Origin of the sequence: Paenibacillus catalpae (assembly GCF_900112695.1) — a bacterium.
GTDB lineage: Bacteria > Bacillota > Bacilli > Paenibacillales > Paenibacillaceae > Pristimantibacillus > Pristimantibacillus catalpae.
This window is the reverse complement of sequence record NZ_FOMT01000003.1, coordinates 557,488-577,273: the sequence shown is the minus strand read 5'-3', so window position 1 is coordinate 577,273 and position 19,786 is coordinate 557,488. Positions and strand designations below refer to the sequence as shown.

The 19,786-nt window shown below is 47.1% G+C and carries 13 protein-coding genes; 1 reads left to right on the top strand and 12 read right to left on the bottom strand.

Features of this window, described 5'->3' with window-relative positions; all coding sequences use genetic code 11:
• Nucleotides 1–152 precede the first annotated feature (152 nt).
• The 12 genes from BM200_RS16155 to BM200_RS16100 form a co-directional block, all read right to left on the bottom strand.
• Nucleotides 153–1,691 carry an ABC transporter substrate-binding protein gene (locus BM200_RS16155; protein WP_091187348.1) on the bottom strand — a complete coding sequence of 513 codons (1,539 nt, stop codon included), beginning with the start codon at nt 1,689–1,691 and terminating at the stop codon, nt 153–155.
• Nucleotides 1,692–1,786: 95 nt separating this feature from the next.
• Nucleotides 1,787–3,397 carry a response regulator transcription factor gene (locus BM200_RS16150; protein WP_091187347.1) on the bottom strand — a complete coding sequence of 537 codons (1,611 nt, stop codon included), beginning with the start codon at nt 3,395–3,397 and terminating at the stop codon, nt 1,787–1,789.
• Nucleotides 3,394–5,154, bottom strand: a complete 1,761-nt coding sequence (locus BM200_RS16145; RefSeq protein WP_175532893.1) for a sensor histidine kinase — start codon at nt 5,152–5,154, stop codon at nt 3,394–3,396. Before BM200_RS16145 ends, BM200_RS16150 begins: the two co-directional genes overlap by 4 nt.
• A gap of 130 nt (nt 5,155–5,284) precedes the next feature.
• A complete protein-coding gene (locus BM200_RS16140) occupies nt 5,285–6,169 on the bottom strand; it encodes a carbohydrate ABC transporter permease (RefSeq protein WP_091187343.1) in 885 nt (294 codons plus the stop codon).
• Nucleotides 6,170–6,321: 152 nt separating this feature from the next.
• Complete coding sequence (locus BM200_RS16135) at nt 6,322–7,278, bottom strand: ABC transporter permease (protein WP_091187342.1); 957 nt, start codon at nt 7,276–7,278, stop codon at nt 6,322–6,324.
• 205 nt (nt 7,279–7,483) lie between these two features.
• Entirely contained in the window at nt 7,484–8,767 is a 1,284-nt protein-coding gene (locus BM200_RS16130; RefSeq protein ID WP_091187340.1) for a glycoside hydrolase family 1 protein, read from the bottom strand.
• A 158-nt stretch (nt 8,768–8,925) separates the two neighbouring features.
• A complete protein-coding gene (locus BM200_RS16125; protein WP_091187338.1) occupies nt 8,926–11,586 on the bottom strand; it encodes a glycosylhydrolase-like jelly roll fold domain-containing protein in 2,661 nt (886 codons plus the stop codon).
• 75 nt (nt 11,587–11,661) lie between these two features.
• On the bottom strand, nt 11,662–13,236 hold the full coding sequence (locus BM200_RS16120) for a type 2 periplasmic-binding domain-containing protein (RefSeq protein WP_091187336.1): 1,575 nt from the start codon (nt 13,234–13,236) through the stop codon (nt 11,662–11,664).
• 68 nt (nt 13,237–13,304) lie between these two features.
• Nucleotides 13,305–14,180, bottom strand: a complete 876-nt coding sequence (locus BM200_RS16115) for a carbohydrate ABC transporter permease (protein WP_091187334.1) — start codon at nt 14,178–14,180, stop codon at nt 13,305–13,307.
• 2 nt (nt 14,181–14,182) lie between these two features.
• Nucleotides 14,183–15,088: an ABC transporter permease gene (locus BM200_RS16110; protein ID WP_091187333.1), complete on the bottom strand. Its 906-nt coding sequence runs from the start codon at nt 15,086–15,088 to the stop codon at nt 14,183–14,185.
• A gap of 149 nt (nt 15,089–15,237) precedes the next feature.
• Nucleotides 15,238–16,821 carry a response regulator gene (locus tag BM200_RS16105; protein WP_091187331.1) on the bottom strand — a complete coding sequence of 528 codons (1,584 nt, stop codon included), beginning with the start codon at nt 16,819–16,821 and terminating at the stop codon, nt 15,238–15,240.
• Nucleotides 16,822–16,851: 30 nt separating this feature from the next.
• Nucleotides 16,852–18,636, bottom strand: a complete 1,785-nt coding sequence (locus BM200_RS16100; protein WP_245773048.1) for a sensor histidine kinase — start codon at nt 18,634–18,636, stop codon at nt 16,852–16,854.
• A gap of 283 nt (nt 18,637–18,919) precedes the next feature.
• Here BM200_RS16100 and BM200_RS16095 point away from each other — a divergent pair, with 283 nt between their 5' ends.
• Complete coding sequence (locus BM200_RS16095) at nt 18,920–19,729, top strand: SDR family NAD(P)-dependent oxidoreductase (protein WP_091187328.1); 810 nt, start codon at nt 18,920–18,922, stop codon at nt 19,727–19,729.
• Nucleotides 19,730–19,786 lie beyond the last annotated feature (57 nt).

The following is a 19,786-nucleotide window of genomic DNA, read 5'->3' as shown; positions in this document are numbered from 1 at the left end:
CTTAATGATTTATTATGATTATAAAAACAATACGGAGCGCTCACTAACAATCTCACGACCTATCCCTAACGTTTTACCGACTTCCGCAGATTAGGGGCAAATAGGCAAAAATAAAAACCAGGCCTCTTAAATGGAGGCCTGGTTCATCACTATTACTTTTGGTTTGCAGCTGCCCATGCATCAAGCTGCTTTTGTTTTTCCGCAATGACTTTATCGATGCCCGCTGCCTTCAGTTTAGCTCTGAATTCCGGCAGCTTGTCAGCCGGATCAAATGTGCCCGTTTCCAGACCTTTTACATATTGATCGGTTACATTCTTAAGAGCCGTAATCTCATTCTTCACTGGCTCCGAGTTGAAGGCAAAGCCAAGCGCTTTCGATTTGATCGCGTTCTGATTCGCTTCCGCCGTTAATTTCCACATTTCCTGATGGTCCGATTTCATGAGATAAGCGATGGAAGGGTTCGCATACATCCAGCTTTGGAAGCTATAGCCGACTGTCTTCGAATCAACCCCTTCCGGATAATCGATCGAGGTGTCGGTTACTTTCACATAGTCTTTTCCCTCAATGCCAAAAATGAATAAATTCGCGATATCCTTATCCGTGTACATCAGATTCATAAACATCATCACTCGCTCAGGATTCGAGGAGTTGCTGGAGATGGTCCACAAGCCTCCAAGGGTATCGGATGTAGTTGCATAAATGTCCGACATTAAAGGCACGAATACAAGCTCTTTGCCCGCAGCTCTCGTTTCCGATTCCAAGTTGCCCGGTTTAAGACCGATAAAGTAAGAAAAGGCTTTATCCGCTTTCAGCAGTTCAAATCCCCCAACTTGACTCGTAGCCGCATCCTTATTAAAGTATCCTGCCTTCGCCCAGCTGTGCATTTTATTCAGATAGTCCTCATACTCTTTGGTTTCAAAGAGGTTCACAACCTTAAGATCATTGTCATAACCGGGCAATACCCCATAACGGTCTCCCAGTTTATCGTACCAAACATATTTATCCGAAGGCAGGGTTAATCCGGCACCAAGCGGAACGATTGTCGGCTCGTTCTTTTTTATCGTCTCATAGACTTGATCCAGGTCGTCAATTGTCTTGATAGAGGCTACATCAATCTGATATTTGTCTACCAGATCTTTTCGCATAAGCACCCCGGGAACCCCTGTCGTATAATCCTTGTAGACAGGCGCTCCGTAGATTTTCCCATTAATCTTGGCGCTATTCAAATACTCCGGAGCAATCTGGTTTTTGATTCCCTCTCCATATTGATTCAGGAGATCATCCAGCGGGATAATCTTTCCTGCAGCTACATCGGCACTATAACCTTGACCAAATTCAAAGAACAAATCCAGCTTCTCGCGGCCGGAAGTCATCAGATTCATCTGCTGGCCCCACGCACCGATACTGACAGGTATGATCTTTACCGTTGTATTCATTTTAGCTTGCGCGATTTTGCTGATTTCTTCTTGTACCGCTGGCAAATCCTTCGGGACAGCACCAAATACCGGCACGGCAATGGCAATCTCATACGGATCTTTTGTAGCGCTGGCTGGACTTGCGCTTGCACTCGAAGCCGGCTCTGAGGATGTACCCTTGTTACCTTCATTCTTGGATGACGAGCATCCTGCCGCCACTCCGGTTAGCATGACAGCGGCAAGCGTCAGCGTGGCTAGTCTGGCTTTTTTATTCATCGTATGTCCCCCTAAAATATAATGAATGAACTCCTTCATCATATCGCTGTGCATCATTAACCGACTAGCAATCTAACGACCGCATAATAGCGTTTTCACGACTTGTTAGCAGCCGAGAACTGATTTCTATATTCCATTGGCCCGATCCCGGCATGCTTTTTGAACAGCTTTGTAAAATACGAGAAATTCGTATAACCGAGCGTCGATGCTATTGAGCTTACGGGGCGGTCCGTTTGAGACAATAGTTCCCTCGCAACCTTTATTTTTTCCAGTACAATATAATCGGATAAAGCATAGCCCGTTTCTTTCTTGAAAATTCTTGTTAAATAATCCGGATGCAGAAAGACCTGGTCAGCGATCATTTCCCGCGTCATATCCTGGTCTAAATGAAGAGAAATATAGCTTTTGACGCTTCGAACGATCTTTTCGGTTTCTTTTACTACCTCCGCATGGTTCATCGCTTTACTCACCGCATGATGCACCCATGCCATCATATTGGTTAGGGACAAGACTGCCGACTCCGAAATCTGTCTTGACTCTTCATCTCCGAATAACTGATTCGCTTCAATACCTCTTAGGTTGAGAAAGGAGTATACGACTTGCGTGAAATTTTGATTGAACTGATGTAAAGTCCCGGCATCTATCCCCTGATTATGGACAAGGTTGTTTACGATCGCTTCCACTTCATGAACAACGGCATCCTTCGTGCCCGTCTTTAGCAGAGAAGCCACTACTCCGAGTGCCGGAAGCTTTACGGGCGGCATGGAGCTCCAATTATCATCATGCAAGAAAAGCTGGTTTGCGAAGACTACATTGTTCCGGTCCCGACGCCGCAACTCCGCAACCATGTCCGCCATCTCACAGGCTTCTACCGTCTTCCCGAAATAACAGGACAGGTCACAATAGAAATAATGGTTGCATGAATCCGTATATTGTTGAAAAGCGTTAATCAAGTAGTCATAATCCCAGCTCGTTCCCCGGTTTGTGACCAGTATGACCAGAAGCATTCCCCGATCGAGCGGAAAGCATATTCCGTTTGAATGATCGCCGATTAACATTTCTTCAGCGGATTTTCTAAGCGCGTATTCAAGAATCTTCTCGTCTCTTCGATCAAGCCCTTTCTTCCATCTCTTAATGGAAATCAGAATGGGAAGAAAGACCGATTCATCGCTGATCGGAATATGATGACGCTCCACTTGATCTCTAATTGCGGCTGGCTTGCTTGGTGTAGAATGATTGATCAGATCTACCCAGAACCGTTCGATTATAAAGGTATGATGCTTAAGCCATAATTGGTGGGATTGACTGTTTCTATTCATTTCGCTGCTTCGGTCAATAACGGCTTGCGCCTTTCGAATGGCATTCTCCAAGTCGGCCGCTCGAACAGGCTTGAGCAAATAATCCAGACTCCCTAGCTGGAGCGCTTCCTTGGCGTATTTGAAATTGGCATGGCTTGTGAAGAAGATTGTCGCCGTGTTCGGGTAGTGCTCTTGCACCCAAGACAACAGATCAAATCCGCTTCCTTGAGGCATCTCGATATCGCACAGCAGAATATCGATTCTTTCGCTTTCGAACAAGTCTTTAGCTTGCCGGATGTTGATTGCAGTAAGCAGCTTGGCGATGCCCAATTTAGGAAGATCGAGATCTGCCTTTACCCCTTCAATGGCAAGAACTTCGTCGTCTACAATAAGCAGCTGGTAATTCATCTTGTTTCCTCCATTCCCGGATTTGTAGGCATAATCATCTCAATCCTCGCTCCTCCTGTCTCCTTATCGTTATCATATTGGATCGAGGCCGTTTCACCGTATAAAAGCCTTATTCGCCGTTCCACGTTCCAGATTCCGGTATGTTCGCCAAGTTCATTCGCAACGCTTCTGCCTGCCTGCAGCTCTGCAAGCAGTTCACGATTAAATCCTTGCCCTGAATCCCTGATGCTTATTTTCATTCTGGACCCTTGCTCCTCGGTCAAAAATTCAATGTTCACAACAATGGAGAGCGGCTCATCCAGCGTAACGGCATGTTTAATCGCATTCTCGACAAAGGATTGGATAACTAGCGGCGGGATAGGCACATCCGATAAATATTCGGGCGAATGAATCACCCATTTCAGTTTTTCCGGAAACCGCAGACTTTGAATCTTCAAATAATTCCGGGTATGATCAAGCTCGTCCCTGAGCGGTACGAACGAGGTATTGCTTCGGAACATGTAACGGAAATATTCGATTAACGACATCGTCATTTCCAGGATTAAATCATAATTTTTGACCTTTGCCAGATTATAAATGATATTAAGCGTGTTCAGGAAAAAATGAGGATTGACCTGCAGCTGCAGACGCTGCAGCTCCTCTTTTTGCTTGTTCAGCTGCTCCTCGTATACATTGACGCGAAGGCGTTCCACCTCAGACATCATGGCGTTAAACGCTCCGCCAATGATTTGAAATTCCCCGGAAGTATGACTCAGCTCTACCCTGCTGCTCCAGTCGCCTTCCCTGACCTTCTTCATCGTTCTCAGCAATCGATATAAAGGAAGCAGAATCGATCTCCTCATGGAATAAAGTCCTATAGGGACAAATAGAAAGGCTGCTAACGTAATAAACCAAATAATGTATTGAAGATAGGGGAGCTTTGCCAATATATATTCATCAGGCACTAATGCAACCGTATTGAAGTCTCCGCGATTTGAAGGCGCCCCTATAACGAGAAATTTCTTTCTCGTGCCCGAGATGTAATACTCGCTTACATCTTGCTTAAGCTCGATCCCATATTTACCTGCTAGAATTGAATTGGAAATAGGTTCATTTTGCATATTGGCTAACAACGCCTCTCCCCCTTCACCAATCTGAAGAGAATCGAGAGGTGTTAATATTTCATCGGTTTTGATCCATGCTCCAAGGTAGGCATCGCCGGCATGCACAATATCGATCAGGTAGTTGTCGTCATCAATCCGGACAGACGTCCACACTTTAGATGATGAACCGCCCTGCGGAAATGGACTTTCGTGAATGTAGTCTATGATAAATTCTTGGATTCTGTCATGTTCCTTGATGGCATAGGGATCGCTCTTTGATACATTCAAATAATCTTGTCTATGTTTGGTATATACAAAAAAGGAGCCAATCGGATCAAACAAATTAATCTCCTGGCTTAGTTTGTTGAATAAATAAATCTTGGAAGAGTAGTAGTCTCCATCCGTCGCTGCCTGGCTAAGGGATAACAAATCATAGCCGGAACCGGCTACCGTACTCATATACGAGTCGATATCGTCAAGATTGGAATCGATCTGATTCTTATACAGCTTTAACGTATTCTTATAGGAATCCGCAACCTGGCCGCGGACGACATGAATCGCATAGTAGTTGTTGTAGATAAGCATCCCTATCAGAGGCGTCGTCATAATAAGTACGCTGACGATCAACTTGAACCGAAGAGAGGTTTGCTGCCAGTACAATATTGGAGTTTTCATGTCTTCCGGGCCCCTTTTGCGGATAGGTAATAAGTCTTGCATCTATCATAAACGTTTAGCAAGCACTAACGCCACAACCATATCTTTCAGTTGTGGCGTTCAATATGGAACTTTAGGAGTTGTTCGTTCTTTAGCCTTTAACGGCACCAATCATGATGCCTTTGATAAAGTATTTTTGGAAGAAAGGATACGCTACAAGGATAGGCAGCACTCCGATTACCGCAATGGCCATTTTTACGGAATCGGTAGGCATTTGCTGCATTACATCGCTAGCATTGCTGGACAAATTGGTGTTGATGAAATCGATGTCCTGCATAATTCGGTTAAGCAGGTTTTGAATACTGAACAGCTTAGGGTTGGTGATGTAAATCATCCCGAGCTGCCAGTCGTTCCAGTACATAATACATTCAAACAAGCCAATCGTCGCCAGTATGGGCGTAGACAACGGAAGCACGATGGACCATAAGGTTCTGTATTCACCAGCCCCATCCATTTGCGCAGATTCAATCAATGCGCCCGGAATAGTCGATTGGAAGAAAGTCCGCATCAGCATGACGTAAAATCCGTTCATTAGAAGCCCGGGGATGATCAAGGCCCAAATCGTATTTTTAATATCAAAAATCTGAGTGTATACCAGGTAGGAGGGTACAAGCCCGCCTTGAAACAGCATCGTGAAGAAGACGATAAACATAATCAGATTACGATGAGGGGTAACACTTCTGGACAGCGGATAGGCCAATAAGGTCGTGATAGCTAAGCCAAGTACCGTACCAACTACCGTCACGAAGATCGTAACTCCGTAAGCACGGGTGATTTCCGCCCCTCTCTCATACAAGTACTCGTACGCTGAAGTGCTGAATGTTTGGGGGATGAAGGAGTATCCGTGTGCGATGATATCATTCTGATCCGTCAGCGAAGCGGAAATAAGCAGAACGAACGGGACGATGCAAAATACGGCGAACAAGAACATCATGATATGGCTGAATAAGGTCAAGCCTCTACTCTCGTTCTTCATGGTTGTCTGCCTCCTAAAAGAATTGTGAAGCTAAAAGAATTGCGAAGCAATTCTGCTTCGTAAGCATAAGCTAAAAGAATTGCAAAGCAATTCTTGCTTCGTAAGCATAAGCTAAAAGAATTGCGAAGCAATTCTGCTTCGTAAGCACAGGCTTAGAACAATGCGCTGTCTTTGCTGTACAGCCGCACAATATAGTTCGCAAGCATGACGAGCAAGAATCCAACGATCGATTGATAGACGCCTGCCGCAGCAGACATGCCAATATCGCCGCTGCCCATCAGCCCTTTGAATACATAGGTATCAATCGTAGCCGTTGTGTTAAATAAGGCTCCGGAGTTCATTGGCACCTGATAGAATAAGCCGAAATCCGAGTAGAAGATACGTCCGATGCTAAGCAGCGTCAGCATAATGATGACCGGTGTCAGAATGGGCAAAGTAATGTGGCGGATCTGCTGGAGCCGGCTTGCACCGTCAAGTCTCGCGGCTTCATAATACTCCTCGTCAATGCCAAGCAGCGCCGCAAAGAAGACGATGCTGGAGTAACCGACGCTTTTCCAGAAATGAACCAAGGTTAATATCCACGGCCAGTACTTTTCTTCGGTATACCACGAAATGCCATCCTTCATGCCAAACCAAGGGAGTACCGTATGATTCATAAATCCCGTATCCGCACTCAGGAGGGCGTAGACCAGATAGCTGACGATAACCATAGAAATCAAGTGCGGCAGCGTGATGATGCTTTGGTAGAACTTCAATACGGCTTTGTTTTTGATTTCGTTCAGCAATATAGCACAGGCAAAGGACAAGAAAGTTCCCACAACAATAAACAGAAGATTATAGAGGATTGTATTACGAGTAATGATAAAAGCGTCTGACGTCTTAAACAGGTACTTAAAATTTTCAAAAGCAACCCAATCGCTTTCCAGCAAGCCTTTAGCGAAGTTTATTTTTTTGAAAGCAATCGCGATCCCGAGCATCGGCAGATAGTTATTGAACAACAGGTATAGAAGTCCGGGCACCATCATGATTAGTAGAGGCGCATATTTGCGGTATTTATTCTTTTTTTTCTTGTGCGGAATACCCGCCTGCGGTACAAGCGCTGTGTCCATTCAAAATCCATTCCTTTCTGTAATTGACTTTGATAGTTCTTACTTCGATCTTAATGGATGCGGTTACATCCAACTAACAATCTGACGACCTCATCCTGACGTTTTATCGACTTTTCGATGATTCAATACAAACGGCCTCAGAATTAAAAAAGACTGAACGGGCAAACGCCCGTTCAGCCCCTTCGGGCTCTACGGCCCCATGAATCTATTGGATCGCGTTCCTCTTCGCAATGTTCCCCAGATGAATACCGCTAGGTTTTATTGTCCGTTCCTGACTGGTTCGGTCCACTTCAATAAGTCCAAATCGTTTGGAGAACCCGAGCTGCCACTCAAAATTATCCATCAGCGACCAATGCATATAGCCATTCACCTGAATGCCGTCCGCAATACAATCATGCACGCCCTTCAACGCTTGATCAATAAAGGCAACACGGCGCGTATCATCATCCGTTGCTATCCCGTTCTCCGTGATGATGATTGGAATATTTAGCTGCTTGCTGACATATCGGACAACAGCTCCCAGCCCCTCCGGGTAATATTCGTTCCCCATCTGGGTGATCTCGGCGCCTTCCGGTAAAGGAAGAATTCCCTCCGGTCCATAAACGGCACGCGTATAGTTTTGCAACCCGAAAAAGTCATCGTCCTGCAGATAAGGGAGGAATTGAAGAAACTCCTCCTGCCAGGCATGTGCCGCTTGCTCTTCTCCGCCGGGCACACTTTGTATGTCGTAAAGCGACAGCGTCACTCCGACCTTTGTCAGCGGACTAATCCGTCGAATTGCCGCTTTTGCTTCCCTATGCGCTTGAAATATCGTCGTCAGGCCATTCTCAGTGCGAGGAGCCAGGAAAGAATGGACCTCGGTTGGAGGCAGGCCAAATGCCTTGCTCAGTGCCATAAAATATTTTTGCATTTGAGACATGTTGTCTCCCGTATTCAGGCCGACCTGCGCTCCCGGGGTTTTCGCTTGGGCTTGCATGCGCTTCATAATTTTTTTGATTCCAATGGAGATGTTCGCTTCGTTAATCGTACATACGTACGGAAGCAAATCGCCTAACTCACGCATAACATGCGTACAGTAACGGGCAAACCGTGCAGGCGTTTGAGCCGATTCCCAGCCTCCTTCACGGATTAACCATTGAGGCGAGCTGAAATGATGCAGGGTAACGATTGGTGTGATATTCGATTCTTTACATGCAAGCAGCATGTCCCGGTAATGTTCGATTTCCGCCGGTTCGAATCGCCCTTCCTCCGGCTCAATCCGAGCCCATTCAATGGAGAACCGATAGGCATTCAGGCCCAAACGGGCCATTGCCGCAATATCCTCCCTATAACGGTTATAGTGGTCTACAGCGCTGCCTGATGGCTCCTTGAACAACGACCCTTCCAAATTTTCCATCAGCCAAAAATCAGAATTCGTATTATTGCCTTCTACCTGATGGGCGGCCGTTGATGCTCCCCATAAAAAATGATCTGGAAATAGTAATCCCATGCTTACTCCCCCTTAGTTTCGGTTATAGCCCCATTTTATAGCCGATACCAAAGGACAACTAACACATTAACGACGCAACACTAACGTTTTGACGACATATTCAAAAGGACTCGAAAATAAAAAAAGGCACTGTTTCTCACAGCACCTCAAAAATAATCTTACGTTTTTGTAATTCTTCTCACGGTAACTGGTCCGATAAGTCCACTTGGCTCCTGCTGCGCAAAGGACGACAAAAAATCGCGTTGGTCTTTTGCAAGCGTATTCGTGACTTCGATGACAAGCTTGTTTATGCCCTTCTTCAGCAGACCGCTGATTTCCAGACGGTAAGGAGGGCATATGCGGACTCCTGCCTGCTCGCCATTCAACCATACCTCCGCCGTTTCATAAACCTCTCCCAGTTCTATGTGAGCCTGGACCGAGGATTCTTTCCATTCAAATTCCGTTTCATATCGGAACGTGCCGCTGAATCGCGGTAAATAGTCAGGCCTGCTCATAGTCGTTAACGCCGCCAGATTTCCCCATTCCTTGAAGTTAGGGTACTGTTCAGCATTAGCGATAGAAACCGTCCATTCACCTGATAACTCTAAGCCTGCTCCAGCTATTTGTTGTGGAATCGCGATGCAATTATCAAGATCCGCCCCGTGGAGGATGAGGATAGATTCATATGGAGAAAGGACCAGCTGCACCGTACTTCTACCATCTTTCCTATCTGCTTTAATTCTGGTCATCCGATTCAGGTAGGCATCATAGGCATAGACATCCCCTTGGATCGGAAGATTAATCCTCGTATCGATCGTTTGATACGGGTGTTCGTTAAAGAACATAAACACCTCCAGGCCATCATGAAGGTAGTGATAGTTTCGAAGATACGGCTGATATTGATCCACTCTGACATCGTAATGACCGCTTGCAATAAGCTCCTGTGCTAGATTGTCCAAAGACACCAGCTTCACATTCGGATGATCGGCAAGCCACGATAATTCGGCTGAAGCATCAGAGCCCTCACTTGATCTTGACGGCAGTCCTTGGATGAAAAGAATCTCAAGTCCTTGTTCAGCAAACTGACCCAAGCCTCGAATCATCGATTCCGGAAGCGCTTCGGAATAAGGCACAATCAGGCATTCATAATCCTCTTGATTTACAAGCAGCTTGTTGTCCTTCACGCTTGACGCTTCCAATAGGACGTCAACCGGAAGAACATCGCAGTCGATTTGATGCTGCATCAATGCCTTTACTGGTTTATGGAAATACATCGCTTCCCCGGACCACTCAGCTTCAGCGTGATACAGAACGGCCGCAGTTGCCACATGTCTTCCGCCTGAAATCAGGTGACTAATCCGATTCATGTAGCGATTCAAATGATTATAATAGCGGTACTGCGGATTTTTCCCGCCGGCATACATATGCGGCGGACAATCCGGATCCGGAAAGGCTTTCTGAGTAAAGGCATGCGGAACAAAATAGTTAACGCCCCGGACCAGCATATGGTCAGTCAGCCACTTCATCAGCTTCAGACCTTCCGTCCAGCCATATGCCCCATACACCTCGCACATCGTCCGGCCTTGTTTTTTCGGATCAATGTGCCCAAGCGACACGCCAAGCTTAGCAAGTCCATAGTGAAAGAACTCACTGTCCGTCTCCCCCGAAGTGTTGCGGAAGCTCAATTCATCAAAGCCCGGGACGATCTGCCACAGCACCACATCAAGCCCCGACATATCCTGCCCCCAGAGCGAACGGAAGAAATGGCCTGGGCCTGGCCCGAGTCTTGCATGAACGTTGTTATCTTCAAGTACATGTCCGATATATTCTACTCCGCGGGCTCTGCACCACTCTCCGATTTGGTTGCAGAAATTGTCCGCATAGAGCTTGCTGACGATATTCATATACGTGTACCGAACGACTTTAAAATACTCTTCTGAATCCTCCTGCCAGAGAAGATGAAGATGCTTGCAGTAATCTTGGCCTAATGCCTGTTCCAACAGGGATGACACTTCATTGCTCCAAGGAAGCGGCACTCCTTTTTTACCCGGTCTCGATTGGAAATCAAAGGTCGTTTTATCGTTATAGAATCCGGGTTCATCGGAAAAGAATCCGGCAAAGGTGCTGCCGAAATCTGACTTGTACCGTTCATAGACGGTTTCATACACCGTATCGATTAGAATGCGGACGGAGTCTCGAACCAGCGGATTTAGGTAATCCTCCTGAGCTATACTTCCGCCATCTTTGTTTTCTGAAATAACAAATACCCGCCAATACCCTTCCGGGATATCCCAATAGAGGATACCGTCCGTAACAAGTTCGGTAAGATCCATACATTCTCTAAGCAATGCCCCATCGAGAGGATTCCGTTGCACCGCTACAACCGAAATAAGCTTATTACTACCTTTAGCATACTCTACAGTTGAGAATGTCGGACGAAGTCCGTTCATCAGCAGCGTATCCAACAAAAGGGAGGTGCCTTTTGCCGGCCCAACCGTATCGATATAACGCTCGGCCAAAAACTTGCGATGAAACTCTTCCGGAGCCTGCTTCACTTGGCCTGCCGCATGCCCTGTCGGGAAATGATCATCATCCAGCAGCCATACCTTCATGCCGCGTTGCCTTGCCTCATCCATAATAATATCCAAATCCGACCACCACTTCGGACCAAGAAAATCCGGATGCGGCCGGGCTTCGATGCACACCGCCCCGATTCCCGACTCATGAACACGTGCCATCTCTTCCCGAATTCTATACTCTTCTTCCCCATGCTGCCAGAGAAACGGAAGAATATAATTATGTTCCTGACCTTCAAGCACTTCCTTAAGACGATTACTCATGATTAGGCCTCCTGTTGCCGTTAAGATAAAAAAGTCCGCCCGTCTTCGAATCGATGCCGGGCGGATTGAAAGTGCCTATTTATTTACTTTCTCGTACCATTCTCTTGCGCGTTTCGTTACTTCTTCACCGCCGGATTTGTTCCACTTATCTACAAACTCGTCAAACTTGCTGATCGGATACTCCCCGATAATAATTTTGGTCGCATACTCCGCATACAAAGTTCGGTTGTTGATATCGGGGAAGCCGTCGTAAATGTTTGCAGGCAGTCCGGCGCCGGCAATCGCTTTGGCATACTTCTGAGCTTCCTGCATGTTGCGGGTAACTTGATCAATCTCCCACTTATTCTCTTCCGATGCCGTGCTGTTAAAGAGATCAATGGTCATGTCTAATGTCGATACGTTATTCACCGGATTAAGAATTTGATTTTCTTGCGTGCTCTTGTCATCCGGCAGCTTGATGGCTTTGCCATCCTTCATTTCGTAGTGCATGCCTTCCACGCCTAGGTACAGATCCTTCCAGTTGTTCTTGTCGTATATATTGTTCAGCAGCTTCAACGTTGCCATAAGCTTGTCTTGGTCCTTGTTGTTCTTAACCAGCCATTGCGGATTCGCGATCTTCTTCATCGTGTAGAAACCCTTATATCCCGGAACCTCGGGCAGAGGAAGAACGGAATATTGCGCCTTTACGCCCGTGCTCTTATACAGATTCTCGAACACCAGATTTCCTTGTTCGACCCAATGGAAATAATTCCCAACCCTGTCCGACTGAATCTTGCCTTCCCACTTATCCTTCGTGTTGAGCAGCGATTCCTTGTCGATCAGGCCTTCCTTGTACAGCTTGGCTATAAACTCCAGAGAAGCTTTCATATTTGGCGTTACCGCGGAGTAAGTAAGCTGACCATCGTAAATATCCCAGTCCGGATAACCTTCAAACATCGCTACCCCGTACATGGCAAACAGATGATCCATCCAGCGGGCCTGCTCCCGTCCGCCGGTTGGAATCTCGTCCTTTTGGCCGTTTCCGTTCGGATCCTTGTCCCGGAAGGCTTCCAGCACCTTTACGTATTCGTCTTGCGTCTTAGGCATCGACAAGCCTAGCTTATCCAACCAATCCTGGCGGATCATGCTCGCATAACGACCATACTCCACAATGTTTGGAATATAATAAATTCGGCCTTGACCGGTTGGGTCGTTTGCTTTTACGACATTCCAAATATCCTCCGGAATGGCTGACCAAACGTTTGGCGCATATTTAGGCAGCAAATCCGTCAAATCCGCAATCGCGCCGTTTTTGGCCAAATTGTCCTCTATGCCCTGTTGGGGTATGAATAAATCCGGCATTTCGTTAGCGGCGATCTTCAGGTTCAGCTGGTTGAGGTAGTTCGTGCCTCCGTTCCATTCCACATAAGGGTTAATAACGCCAACCCCAAGCTTTTCTTTATAAAATTCATACAGCTTGCTACCCTTCGTAACCGGCTTATAGCCGATATTGGTCCCCCACACCTCAATGTCGACCGTACCGTCCGCGCTCTCCGTTTGATTCTTGCCGGAATTTGCGGATGAGTTCTTTGCGTTTCCGCTGCAGCCCGTTACAGCCGTAACCGCAACGATGCCGGCTGCTAATAATAACCCCATTTTTCTGGCCTTCATTTGTTTTCCCCCTTGTTTGTTTGCATGCTATGTTTAAGGCTGTTCGCCTATAAACCGTAGATGATGCCTTACCCTTTTACGGAGCCAATCATAGCCCCTTTGACGAAATACTTTTGCAGGAAAGGATAGACCAGAATAATCGGGACAATCGCAAAGATAACCGTCGCTGCTCTTAAGGTCCGCGTGTTATAGTTCAAATCAGCCGTCGATGCGGAGCCTGCCATAATCACGCTGTCATCCGTAATGAACTGGCGGATCTTGATTTGCAGAGGGAACCAGTCCGGATTTTGCAAGAAGAAGAGCGGATGCTGGAATTGATTCCAGAGCAATACTCCATAGAATAAAGCAAGCGTTGCAAGAACGGCCTTGGACAGAGGCAGCACCAGCTGGAACAGCATCCGAAAATAACCGCATCCCTCAAGTAAAGCCGCTTCCTCCAGCTCCTTGGAGAATTGCTTAAAGAATGTCCGCATAATGATCAAGTTGAACGGATTCAGGATATGCGGAATGATCAGAACAAGCGGATTATTATAAAGTCCAATGCCTCGAACGGTCAGGAAGTAAGGTACGATAGGCGCCTTGAAAATCATTGCAATGACGACGGCAACCATGATTACGCCGCCCCAGGCGAACTCCGACTTCGTCTTAGACAGCGGATACGCAAGCAGCGCGGTCATGAGAAGAGCCAGCGCCGTTCCGATCACTGTCGAGCCCAAGGTAAGGAAAAAAGCTCTCCACAAGTCAGGGCGGTCGATAATATACCCCCAGGAGTCAAAGGTAAATTGCTTAGGCCATAAGGTGACCAGGTTCATATCCACTGCGCTTTTGGAACTGAGCGAAGTGGCGATAACGGACAGGAGCGGAATGACGGCAATGGCGGACAAGAGGATGAGAATAACCGTAATGCCGGAAACAAATACTTTTTCGCTTCTCGATTCGAACATGTCTACCAGAGCCCCCCATCCGATACTTTCTTCGACACCCTGTTGAAGATATACACCAGGACAAATCCGATAACCGACTGGAATAGGCCAACCGCCGTTGCGAAGCTGTACTGCGCTTGCTGAATGCCTGTCCGGAAGACGTACGTATCGAGAATATCTCCCACGTTGTAGGTCATCGGCGTAATCAGATTGAATACCTGGTCGAAGCCCAGATCCAGGAAGTTGCCGATTTCAAGAAGGAAGAGCACCAATACGGTAGGCAGCAGCAGCGGGAACGTAATGTGGCGCATCTGCCTGAACTTGGAAGCTCCGTCGATCATCGCCGATTCGTACAGCTGGGGATCAATGGCGCTGATCGCAGCCATATACACCACGGTTCCCCAGCCGGCGTCTCTCCATATGGAGGAAATGACATATACGGGCCGGAAGTAATCGCTGTCCTGCATCGCCAGCACCGGCTCGTGGTCAAACCATCCGAGGACAATGTTAAACAATCCGCTTAACGAGAAGAAATCAAACACGATGCCGGCCACAATAACCCAGGACAAGAAGTGCGGGATATAAAGCGCGGTCTGAATCCCTTTCTTCAGTGCCGATTTGCGAATCTCGTTGATCATCAGCGCCAGCAGCACGGGCACCGGGAAAACCAGGACAAGCTTGAGAAATCCCAGCATGAGCGTGTTGCCGAACACGCGGGCGAAGTCCGGGTGATTCAGCAGCGTTTCAAAATGCTTGAAGCCTACCCAAGGGCTATCCATAAACCCTTTAAAAACCGAATAATCCTTGAATGCGATTACAGCGCCGGCCAGAGGAATGTATTTAAATACAATAAGAAAAATAATTCCCGGAATCGCCATGACATACAGAGGCCAATAGACCTTCATTCGATGAAATGCAATTGCTTTCAATATGTTGTTCCCCCCGTATCCTGATGTTGAATTCGCTTACTGAATTCGCTTACATCGTAACTATACAACCAGGGGTAAGCCCTCTCAATCGGGCTTTTTTAAGGATAAACAAGGTCATTTTTAAGTAAAAAACCACTGGCCAAGCAAAATTATACGTTTGGCAGCTGTTTACGGTAATCCCTTGGTTTGTAACCGGTTAGTTTCTCAAACATTCGCGCAAAATGCTGCGTATCCGAGTAGCCTACCATCTGGCATACCTCGTATACCTTCAAATCGGTTTTCTCAAGCAGTTCCTTCGCTTTGCCAATCCTAATCCGGGTCAAATAATTGACATAGGTATCCCCCGTTTTTTGTTTGAAAAACTGGCTTAAATAATAAGGACTGATGAAAAAGCGCGCGGACAAATCCGCCAGCGTAATCGGTTCGTTGTAATGTTCGGAGACGTATTCCTTAACCTCCGCGATAATATCCTTTTTCTTCGGAATATGATGCTCTTGTTTAAATACAATAATCTTTCGAATGACTTCAACCATCCACTCCTCCAGACTTTCCAACGTCTGAAACCTGGACATCCCCTCCAGTGACAGGATATGACGGCCCAGGAAATCATTCTGCTGGAGCTGCTGGAAGGACATTTTGCGTACGCTGGACAAAAGGATGTTTAAGCACTGCAGCTGGAGATCCGTGGGACTCATGCCTGCTTTGGCTTCCATCACCCGGAAGATCTCTCGTATAATGCCTGCGCCTTCCCTCTCATCCAGATTTTCAAGCGCTGCTTCCAGCTTCGTGATCATCACCTCCGGAACCGGCTGGCTCCGTCCTGTCAGATTATGAATTTCAGGATAGGCGATTACGGCGTTAGCCCCCTTGATCACTTTATAGCTTAGCGCATGACGGGCTTCCTCAAATGACAAACCGATACCGGCGGCTCCTTTCTGAACCGTACCAACTCCGACAGTCATAGACAGCTCGATTTGCTGATAGACTTGCTCCTTCAGCCGATGTACCGAGCTCACCAGGTCCGCATAACCGATAGAGCGGCCTTGCGACACGATTACCGCAATCTGGGAACCTGAATAGCGAAACCGATATACGCCGCGGTATTTTTCAAGAACCTGGTCAATCTGGTCGAGCACCTGCTGAATGCCGGAGTCTTTCAGGTTGTCCGTAGGGCCATAAAATTCAAGCAGCATACAGGCGAACCAGGTACCCGCTGATGGAATGCGCGCAATCCGAAGCAGCTCTTCCATCACGTCCTCGTTCTCGCTGCCGATATCCAGAAGATCCCGCAAGGCGTTCTCTTGCATGAGGCTGTGCACCTCCTGCTTCAGATCATCTACTTCCCGGCGTTTCACCTTTTCCGCTTGTATGGTTTTCATGACCGTATACATACAGTCGCGCAATTCATCTTCCTCGACCGGTTTATTGATATAAAACTGCACGCCAAGCTGCATCCCTCTTCGGGCATATTCAAAGTCGGCATAGCCGCTGAGCAGAATGAACTTCGTTTGAACGTTCGCTTCTTGCAGCATGCCGATCATATCGAGGCCGTCTGCCTGAGGCATCCGAATATCCGTAATAACGATATCCGGGTGCATTTTCTGAATAAGCTTGAACCCGTCCACACCGTTGTGAGCCGTGCCGACAACTTCGCATTCCGGGATATACCGGCTGATCATTTTTTTGAGACCGTCCACAATGCCCTTTTCGTCATCCACCAAGATCAACCGCATTTCAAACATCTCTCCTTATCCAACAATGATTTAATTCCCAGGGATTAAAATTTCCACGGTTGTTCCGCGGCTGTCCTGTCCAGGGCGGATCGTCAGGTAATACCGGTCACCGTAATGGAGCTTGATCCTTTCGGCAATATTTTTCAGCCCTAATCCTTCATTTTCCGGCAGACCGGTGTCAGCTAGCTTGTGCTTGCCCGAACCTGCCTCCTCCAGCAAATGAAGCAGCTCCTTATGCTTTTCTGAAGAAATCCCGGCGCCATCATCGGTAATTCGGATCAGGATTTCCCCTTCTTCCGTCCAGATGCCCTCAATCCCGATATTCAGAGGCCTGCTGTAGTCCTCAAATCCATGATTGATGCTGTTTTCTACGATCGGCTGGAATACAAGAGGGATAATGCTGCACCGCAGCATTTCATCCGGGACCTTTATATGCAAATGGAAGGAATGATCAAACCGGATATTCTGAAGCTGCAAATAATTGGCCGTGTACTCCAATTCATGCTGCACTGAATGGTGCCTGCCTTCTTTCCCCAAGGTTAAGCGGAACATGCGGGCTAAAATTTTGATCATATCCGCTGTCTCTTCGTCGTCCTTCACCAAAGCCTTCATGCGGATCGATTCCAAAGTATTGTACAGCATGTGCGGATTGATCTGGTTCTGAAGCGCGATGAGCTTCGCTTGACGCTGCTTGATCTCGGCCAGGTAGACATCTTCAATCAAGGTTCGAATCGTAATAATCATTTTGTTGTAGCTGTGTACCAGACTTCCGATCTCGTCGTTAGACTGTACATGCTCAATAGGCAAATATTGTCCGGTTTCCGCCTGCTTCATTCTTCTGCGGAGCGCCTTAATAGGCCTTGTAATGGTATAGCTCAAACCAAGCGAAATGATCGTGATGACCAGACAGCTCATCAGGATAGCGATCACGGTCATCGCTTTGATCTGATTGATCTTCTGCAGCAGCTTCGATCGGGGTATCTCGGTTTTGATAAACAGCTTCTCCTGCGTGGTGCTTCCCGTTAAGATAATCCGGTCATCACCGCTGTCACCCTTGATATACTCCTCTCCGGATTCAAGCACCTGTTCCCAGGACAGCCGGCCGCTGGCCGCATCGGAATGGTAGACGATTTCCTGCTCGCGATTGCTGATGATGACACTGATCCCGTATTTGTCCCGGGCCAATATAAAATCAGGATCAAGCTGCAGGAGCGTGAACGGATCCAGATCGATAAGAAGCATTCCCGCATACGCCCCATCAGAGCTGAACAACACTCTTCCTACCGTCACGACGGCTCCTGCTCCTTTATCCTCATAATAGGAACGGTCATGCAGTCCGGTAATAAAAAACGTATCCTCCGAGCTGCGGAGCCGCTTGTACCACTCCCGGGATAACAGCATGCTTTCGTTCACTCTGCTCGTTGTTGTCGTGTATTGATACACATTGTTATCCCGGCTGATTAACATGGCGGTACCAATCGCCGGCTTAAGCAAAGTGACGCGCATTAGCAATCTTTGAACAGCTACTCTTTGAATAATCAGCTCGTCCATGGACAAGCTTTTCTCTTGCCCTAGATTGTGGATGACTTCGCTGTCAACCAGCACAGATTTCGTAACCTTGTCATATTCATCAATGAATTCGTTTAATGTCGTCCTGATTTGGGACGTATACAAGGAGGCGAATTCCTGGGAGGATTGCTCGAGCCCTTCCGCCGATTTATGAAAAATAAGTACGCTTACGCCAAGCAGCGGAATCACGCAGGCCAAAAGATACCCCGCCATTAATTTGTTCTGGAATCTCATATTTCTGATCATCGAAACTGCCCTTCGCATCCAGCCTCTTTGCTCCATGGTCGCCCTGCCTTTACTCCTATTTGTAACCGATTACACGGAAATACAAGTTAAGCATAATCGATAATCCAATAGTGATTTTTAAGTTTTTACACGGTCATTTTTATGATTTATTGTAGTCTTTATCGGCCAGTAATCAAAATATCCCCCTTGAAGAAAGGCTCATGCTTGACAGGCCTTCCTTGCAAAGCTAATATCCATATTAAAACATACATGTGTATGTTTTAATATGGAGGGGGTGTTTTACATGACGGATTTCTCAAGCGTAGAAGGTAAAGTTGCCATTGTTACCGGTGCGGCAGACGGGCTCGGGAAAGCGATCGCGCTTTGTTATGCCGAGAACGGTATGAAAGTTATTGTTTCGGATATTAATGCCGATAAAGGACTGGGAGTTGTTCAGGATATTATAACCGGCGGCGGAGAAGCGGTCTTTTTCAAAACAGACGTAAGTCTAGAAGAGGATGTCAGGGGATTAATCGATTTTGCCGTAACGACTTATGGCCGACTAGACGGCATCGTGAATAACGCAGGGATCAGTGCCGACAGCAGGCCCATCCACGAATACTCGATTGAAGAATTCGATAAAATTACGGCTATCGACCTTAAGGGAGTATTTATGGGAATGAAATTTGGAATCGAGGCGATCCTGAAATCGAAATCCCCGGGCGGATTCGTCATTAATGTGGCTTCATTGGCCGGTATCATGGGCAACAGCGCCATGGCGATTTATACGTCATCCAAGCATGGCGTTGTAGGATTAACGAAGAGTGCCGCACTAGATTATGCCGCCTATAACATCACCGTTAACGCTATATGCCCGGGCACAATCCGGACGTCGATCTGGAGAGATGCGCCCGAGGAGGTCGTGCAGCAATATGCGAATATTCTGTCGCCAAACGGCAGGCTTGGCGATCCAAAGGAAGTGGCTCACGTAGCCTTATTCCTGGCTTCCGATCTCGCCCGTTATATCAGCGGTTCTGCCATACCCGTGGACGCCGGCGCCCATGTTGGTAAAGTGACTCCAACCAAGTGGTCTCATCCGGAAATTCTAAACTAATAACATTGATAGAGGCTAACTCACAAGAGAGGTTCGATCTTCTTTCCATCCATGAAT

What these genes read in the sequence shown, in the direction of transcription:
- BM200_RS16135 (WP_091187342.1), bottom strand. Translation starts at nt 7,278, where the DNA reads ATGGACACAGCGCTTGTACCGCAGGCGGGTATTCCGCACAAGAAAAAA.
- BM200_RS16125 (WP_091187338.1), bottom strand. Translation starts at nt 11,586, where the DNA reads ATGAGTAATCGTCTTAAGGAAGTGCTTGAAGGTCAGGAACATAATTAT.
- BM200_RS16115 (WP_091187334.1), bottom strand. Translation starts at nt 14,180, where the DNA reads ATGTTCGAATCGAGAAGCGAAAAAGTATTTGTTTCCGGCATTACGGTT.
- BM200_RS16155 (WP_091187348.1), bottom strand. Translation starts at nt 1,691, where the DNA reads ATGAATAAAAAAGCCAGACTAGCCACGCTGACGCTTGCCGCTGTCATG.
- BM200_RS16120 (WP_091187336.1), bottom strand. Translation starts at nt 13,236, where the DNA reads ATGAAGGCCAGAAAAATGGGGTTATTATTAGCAGCCGGCATCGTTGCG.
- BM200_RS16130 (WP_091187340.1), bottom strand. Translation starts at nt 8,767, where the DNA reads ATGGGATTACTATTTCCAGATCATTTTTTATGGGGAGCATCAACGGCC.
- BM200_RS16150 (WP_091187347.1), bottom strand. Translation starts at nt 3,397, where the DNA reads ATGAATTACCAGCTGCTTATTGTAGACGACGAAGTTCTTGCCATTGAA.
- BM200_RS16105 (WP_091187331.1), bottom strand. Translation starts at nt 16,821, where the DNA reads ATGCGGTTGATCTTGGTGGATGACGAAAAGGGCATTGTGGACGGTCTC.
- BM200_RS16145 (WP_175532893.1), bottom strand. Translation starts at nt 5,154, where the DNA reads ATGAAAACTCCAATATTGTACTGGCAGCAAACCTCTCTTCGGTTCAAG.
- BM200_RS16095 (WP_091187328.1), top strand. Translation starts at nt 18,920, where the DNA reads ATGACGGATTTCTCAAGCGTAGAAGGTAAAGTTGCCATTGTTACCGGT.
- BM200_RS16140 (WP_091187343.1), bottom strand. Translation starts at nt 6,169, where the DNA reads ATGAAGAACGAGAGTAGAGGCTTGACCTTATTCAGCCATATCATGATG.
- BM200_RS16100 (WP_245773048.1), bottom strand. Translation starts at nt 18,636, where the DNA reads ATGATCAGAAATATGAGATTCCAGAACAAATTAATGGCGGGGTATCTT.